This window comes from Acidovorax soli, from assembly GCF_900107605.1.
GTDB lineage: Bacteria > Pseudomonadota > Gammaproteobacteria > Burkholderiales > Burkholderiaceae_C > Acidovorax > Acidovorax soli.
In genome coordinates this window covers 1-6134 of record NZ_FNQJ01000061.1, presented here as the reverse complement: position 1 = coordinate 6134, position 6134 = coordinate 1, and the positions used below count along the sequence as shown (strand labels likewise).

At 60.4% G+C, this 6134-nt stretch carries 5 protein-coding genes and 3 tRNA genes; 2 read left to right on the top strand and 6 right to left on the bottom strand.

Going from position 1 to position 6134, the window contains the following annotated elements; genetic code table 11:
* From BLW02_RS19060 to BLW02_RS19035, 6 genes are all read right to left on the bottom strand, one after another.
* Positions 1-116, bottom strand: a 116-nt coding sequence (locus BLW02_RS19060) for a GTP-binding protein (protein WP_244273727.1), incomplete at its 3' end; no start/stop codon positions are given.
* Between the two features lie 73 nt (positions 117-189).
* Positions 190-264, bottom strand: a tRNA-Thr gene (locus tag BLW02_RS19055).
* A 64-nt stretch (positions 265-328) separates the two neighbouring features.
* A tRNA-Gly gene (locus BLW02_RS19050) sits at positions 329-402 on the bottom strand.
* A 69-nt stretch (positions 403-471) separates the two neighbouring features.
* Positions 472-557: transfer RNA gene (locus BLW02_RS19045), tRNA-Tyr, on the bottom strand.
* 573 nt (positions 558-1130) lie between these two features.
* Positions 1131-1475, bottom strand: coding sequence for a nucleotidyl transferase AbiEii/AbiGii toxin family protein (locus BLW02_RS19040; RefSeq protein ID WP_139285420.1), 345 nt, complete (start codon positions 1473-1475; stop codon positions 1131-1133).
* 163 nt (positions 1476-1638) lie between these two features.
* On the bottom strand, positions 1639-2478 hold the full coding sequence (locus BLW02_RS19035; RefSeq protein ID WP_244273766.1) for a class I SAM-dependent methyltransferase: 840 nt from the start codon (positions 2476-2478) through the stop codon (positions 1639-1641).
* 637 nt (positions 2479-3115) lie between these two features.
* Here BLW02_RS19035 and BLW02_RS19030 point away from each other — a divergent pair.
* The gene (locus tag BLW02_RS19030) at positions 3116-5233 is read left to right on the top strand and encodes a TonB-dependent receptor (protein WP_092701614.1); all 2118 of its coding nucleotides are present in this window, start codon (positions 3116-3118) and stop codon (positions 5231-5233) included.
* Between the two features lie 10 nt (positions 5234-5243).
* Entirely contained in the window at positions 5244-5957 is a 714-nt protein-coding gene (locus tag BLW02_RS19025; RefSeq protein WP_092701611.1) for a PepSY-associated TM helix domain-containing protein, read from the top strand.
* Positions 5958-6134: the final 177 nt, after the last annotated feature.

Sequence of the window (6134 nt, the reverse complement as noted above, 5' to 3'; positions counted from 1 at the left end):
TTGGCCGACAGCACCGTGGCGATGGCCGCCGTCAGCGTCGTCTTGCCATGGTCCACGTGACCGATCGTGCCCACGTTGACGTGGGGCTTGGTGCGCTCGAATTTGCCTTTTGCCATTTTTCCGACTCCGAAAAAAATCTATGCCAACAAAACAGGATTTCGGCGCAACCGAATTCGGACGCACCAGAATTGGTGCCCATGGCGGGAATCGGACCCGCGACCTCTCCCTTACCAAGGGAGTGCTCTACCACTGAGCCACATGGGCCATTTGGAACCACCGAAGCAGCACCAAAGACTTTTTCAAACTCTACAAACCAGCCAACAGACAATGGAGCGGGAGACGGGAATCGAACCCGCGTCATTAGCTTGGAAGGCTAGGGTTCTACCATTGAACTACTCCCGCATCAGCAGCCTTCACCGCATCTGCGCTGCCCAGCACCTGCCAGGCACCACCGACATATCATCCAAAAACTGGTGGAGGGGACTGGATTCGAACCAGTGTAGGCGTAAGCCAACAGATTTACAGTCTGCCCCCTTTAGCCACTCGGGCACCCCTCCGAAGAATTTCGAATTATAGCACTGATTTTGGCTTCGCCGAGATACCTCGCAACAACCTGAAGCTTCGGAGAGCAGAAATTTGCTGCGCATCAGCTGCAATTTTTCCACTTCAACCATCGAAAATCGACGTAACCCATTGATTACAAAGACATCCGGCACACCCAAAACGGACATTCTAGCTGCGGATCTACGCCCAAATGACTCAAGTTGTCGCGCTTAGCTTGCAAAAACTGCCCCACATGCCTCCCGGAGTTGGGACTCTTGGCCTCTAGCGCCTTTTTCCTGCACGGATCTGCGCCAGGGAAATCGAGAGGCAGCATGTTGACAACAGCGCCTACAACGCCCTCAGCTGCCTCATCGACTCCAAGCATCCGACGACTCCAGGTGCGCTTCTATCCACCCGGTGCCGTGGTGGAGCCGAAGGGTTCAGCCGACATGGGCGAGGTGAACAAGAACATCACCCCGCCGGAGGAACAATGGCCTGGACAGCACGCAGCGGGAAATCCGCAATTGCTCCCAGGTTCGAGACACCAGCGTGGCGAACGTGATGGCGCAGCCAGCGCAGTGAATTGCTCAGGTGTTCCAGGAGCTTCGCCGACGCCAATACCCGTGCGAGTTGTTGTCCTCGCGTATGACCTCTGCCTTCACAGATTCAGGGTCAATCAAGATACCGTCACCCAGATCCACGGCGGCGATGTCGCAACAGGAGGCGATCAGATCGGACTCATCGGCGGAGCCACGGCCCAACAGGTCAGCATCTCGTGTGGCGCGGTGCAAGATGTAATACCGCAACACAAAGAACAGCACCCCCTTGGACAGAAAGCGATGCGCATGCTGTGATGTGCCGACGCGAGCCAGCAGACGTCCCATACCGAAGCGGTTGAGCAGCAGGTCGAGTCCTCCCCCATTGCTTGGCACGCGCCAAAAGCCGGGCCAGGATGGACGCCAGGAGGTTGCCAGTCATTGCATCACCAGGTAGGGCTGCATGACAGGTTCAATGCAATTGATCTTGGAAAAGTAGCTCAGCTCGGCCAACCGCGCCCTCCGTCGGGCATCCGCGGCACGCCGAAGCCAGCAGCCCTCACCGCCTGGCAACGATTTGCGCCAAGACAATCCGCGCCTCCTCGAGATTGCGCCGCTGGTTCTGGGCCATGGCCGGAAAATCTGACCCGAGAAGCACATGGAAGCCGAGCGGTGCGACGCCCTCTTTGCGGATCTTTTCGGCCAGCGCCACGAACCATGCCCGCGCGGCATCGGTTGTATCCAACCAGGACTCGATCTCGAACCCGGCGGCCTTGAGAAGGCTGCGCAGTTCGTCCGGCGTCGCGAGAAAGCTCGCTTCAGGGGTGCGCGCCCAAGGAACCGGGAAGAGCACGGGGCCGGATGGTCCGGCAAGAATGTCGTAGATCGCGAGCGTGCCCCCCGGCTTGAGGACGCGATACATCTCCTGGTACAGCCTCGGCTTGTCCGGAATATTCATCGCAGCGTGCTCCGTCCACACGATGTCAACTGATGCATCCGGAAAGGGCAAACTCGTTGCGTCGCCGTGGCGATAGTCGACGAGTTCGCCCAGGCCAGTTCGGTCGGAAAGCATTGCCGCCGCGCTGCAGTACTCCTCTGTCAGGTCGATGCCGGTGACGCGGCAGCCGAATTCCCGAGCAAGGCAACGGGACGTCCCGCCAACGCCACTGCCCACATCGAGCACGCGTTTCGTGGCATCGACCTTCGCAGCCCGAGCAAGTTCGAGCGTTGCCGCCCGACCGCGAATGTGGAATTCATCGATGGGCGCCAAGTCTTCCGGCGTGAGTCGATTCAAATTTTTGCCTGCCCTTTCGAGCGCAGCAAGGATGAGATCGCCCAGACCGGAGCGGGTGTAGTGGGCCTGGACGGATTCGCTGACTTGCGTTGGGGTTGCCATCATTCCCCCCCTTCGTTGTGGTGCCAAGGTTCCATCTTTCTAGCACGACCGTCGTTGCAGAGCAAGAAAGCCCTCTTCCCGTAGCGCAGCTGCGGCGATCGCTCGCAAACCATCGCCTACCCTTGCTCGCTGCGCACAGCGTCAGCCTGCCCTCCATTCAAAAGCAGACACCCGCAGCCGACCCTGCGGCAACCCTTGCCAGCGCCATTGCCCATGATTGGCACCGCCAAAAGCGCTCTCTGGCGGCGGCCCGTTCATGGCCGTGCCGCCATTTCATGCACTTCACCGAAAGCAGCTCCCCAGCCGATTTGCCGCTCAAATCGCACGCCTGCTATGGGGGACGCCTATCGAACGCACACTCCCGGCCAAGTAAGCCGTTCACGGATGGCGGCTTACAGGTGTCCGGCCGGTGCATCAGGGACAGCAGCGGGAGGCCACTACCCAGCTGCCTGCACATCATTGCCCCCTTGCGAACAAGGCATTTCTTGAATATAAAGATTTTGTAAAACGAGACTGATTTGCATTTACAATGCGCACGCTTCCACAGCGCAAGACAGGTAGTAGCCATTTGACGCCAGGATATGTACCTGGTCGAGATCCGCCATGCCGAACTAAACAAGCTTTATTCGACAAGGCATCCATGACATTCAGGTATTTGCCGCTGGTAGCGGCATTGGCACAGGCGTTTTCCGGCGGGGCAATGGCGCAACAGGCACCCGAGCCTACATTGAAGGAGGTTCAGATTCGCAGTGACCGCGAATTGGAACCGGCTTACAACCCACCTACGGCCACCAGCGCGACAAAGATCGAAGCGCCGTTGCGCGACATTCCGCAGACGGTGAACGTGGTGCCCCAGAGCCTGCTGCGCGACCAGGCCGCGCAGTCCATGCAGGATGCACTCAAGGTGGTTCCTGGTGTGGGCCTGTCCCATGGCGACGGCCAGCGTGATCAAGTCACGATCCGCGGGTTCTCTGCCATTGCCGACCAGTTCGTGGATGGTCTGCGTGACGATGCGTTGTACTTTCGCGATCTGTCCAACATCGAGCAGGTCGAGGTGCTCAAGGGGCCCGCGTCCGTGCTCTACGGACGGGGCTCTTCGGGCGGCCTGATCAACCGCATTACCAAAAAGCCGGGCATCAACCGGAGCGAAGTGGGAGTGACGCTGGGCAGCTGGAATCAGCGTCGCGGCGAGTTCGACCTGGCGCGCGCGCCGCAGGACAGTCGCTTTGCTTTCCGCATCACCGGTGCGCTGGAACGCGCCGATAGTTTCCGCGACCCGCAATTCCTGGATCGCGAAGCGCTGGCAGCCTCGTTGCTGTTCAAGGCCAGTGCGGACACCAGCGTGCTGCTGCAGATGGACCATCTGAAGGACAGCCGCATCACGGACTTCGGCATCCCGGCCTTGAACGGCCGGCCCGTCGATGTCCGACCTGGCGCTTACTATGGCGCCGCCAATGCGCGTGATGTGGACGTGAGTACGTCCAAGGTCGATTCGGTCGGCCTCACGCTGAATCACCGCTTCAACGACAGTTTGTCGCTGCGCAATGCCTTGCGCTATTACACCTACTCGCTGGATCGCAACAACACGCTGACGCGCAGTGTCAACGCGCGGGATCTCACGTTCACGCTCAACCATGGCAACGTTTACCGCGATGAGCACGGCTGGTTCAACCAGACCGAGCTGGCGCAGAAGACGCAACTCCTCGGCATGAAGCACCAGGTGTTGTACGGCGTTGAACTGGGACAGCAGAACAAGGACGTGGTGAACTTCTCGGCGCCTGTGACCGACGCCAACGGCAGGATCCGTAACTTCGCATTGTTCAACCCAGCGCTGCCGACACTGCCACTCAGCACTTCCCAGACGCCGGGTGCGAACAACCTCGGCACTTTCAAAACCCTGGCGTTCTACGCCCAAGACCTGGTGGAGCTCAGCGCGCAATGGAAGGCCCTTGCCGGCTTGCGCTACGACCGCTTCGAGCAGGAGACCTACGAGCGCATGCCTGGGAAATCGAATCTGGGCAGGACCGACACCTCATGGAGTCCCCGCATCGGTCTGGTCTACCAGCCTTCGACCACCTGGTCGTACTACGCCTCGTGGAGCAAGTCTTTCCAGCCATCGGGCGAGGCCTTCTCCCTGGCGGCCAACAATGCGCAGATCGCCCCCGAGAAAACGACCAACCAGGAGGTGGGGGTCAAATGGGATCTGCCGGACGGAAAATCCTCGTTGACGGCGTCGCTTTTCAAGCTGGAGCGCACCAATATCAAGAGCACCGATCCGGTGACCAACACCCTGGTGCCCCTGGGTGTGCAGCGTACCAATGGGCTTGAATTGACCTTTGCTGGCGAGGTTGCCCCCACTTGGCAGCTCTGGGCCGGCTATGCCTTCCTCGATGGTGAGATGACCACCTCGCCTGCCGTTGACGCCGGCCAGCCCGTGCAGGGCAAAAGGCCCACGCTGACCCCCCGGCACAGCGCCAACCTATGGGTCACCAAGGCGCTGGGCCATGGCTTCGGTCTGGGTGGCGGCCTGAACTATGCCGGCGCCCGGTTCGCCAACCCCGGCAACACGGTCACCTTGCCTGGCTACACCACGGTTGACGCCATGGCCTACTACCGCATGGGCTCCTGGGACATGCAGCTCAAGCTCAACAATCTGTTCGATCGCCGCTATATCGTGGCGGGCCATGGCAGTTCGCCTAACCTGAACCTGCCAGGTGCCCCGCGCTCGGCACAGGTTGTTGCACGCTACCGGTTCTGAGGCCAAGGCCATGCAGCAAGCCATTGACATCGCTTCACGCCAAGCACTGGAGGCCACGGCGAGGCCGCATCCCGCAAAGCCGCGCGGTGGGGGAGGCCACTTGTTCATGCCGGCGCGCTGGCATCGGCCCGCCGTGCTCAAGTGGCTGCGGCGCACGCATGCCTGGCTGGGAATATGGGGCGGCGTCCTGGGCTTGCTGTTCGGCACCACTGGCCTGCTGCTTAACCACCGGGCCACGATGAAAATTCCTGGCCCGGCCTATGCCAACACGCAATGGCAGCTCAGTCTTGACCGGAAGCCCGAAAACATTGATGCACTGGTTCTTCACCTGCAGCATGAGTTGGGTATTGCCAAGCCACCGCATCAAAAAAAAGTGGCGCCGGCCGGGCCTACCCCCTGGCCTGGGGCGGTACAGCCTGAACATTGGGTGATTGCCTTCGCTACGCCCCGGGCCACGGTGAACGCCGAGTACTGGGTGGGCAACAACTCGGTGTCGGTCAAGCGCATGGACCCGAATCTGTTGGCACGGTTGAATCGGTTGCATATGGCCACGGGCGCTTCGGCGCCCTGGATCCTGCTGACCGATACGCTGGCCGGTGCCTTGATCGTACTGTCGCTGACGGGTGTGCTGTTGTGGACCAAGCTGCACGGCAGCCGGTTGCTTGCACTGGGCCTTGCGGGCACCAGCTTTGGCCTCTTGCTGCTTTTAGGGGTCTCGGCCTGAAGCTGCATGGCATGCCTGGATCGCGCACAGCCATCCGCCCCCATCCGATTTCCTGACGCAGGCGGCATTAAGAGCGGCTAACAAAAGCCTGTCATCGCCCAGTGCCCGATGTGCGTTTGATACGGCATGGCAAGAAACAGGAACAAAGAAATCAGTACGGCGCTGTTCAAAAGGATC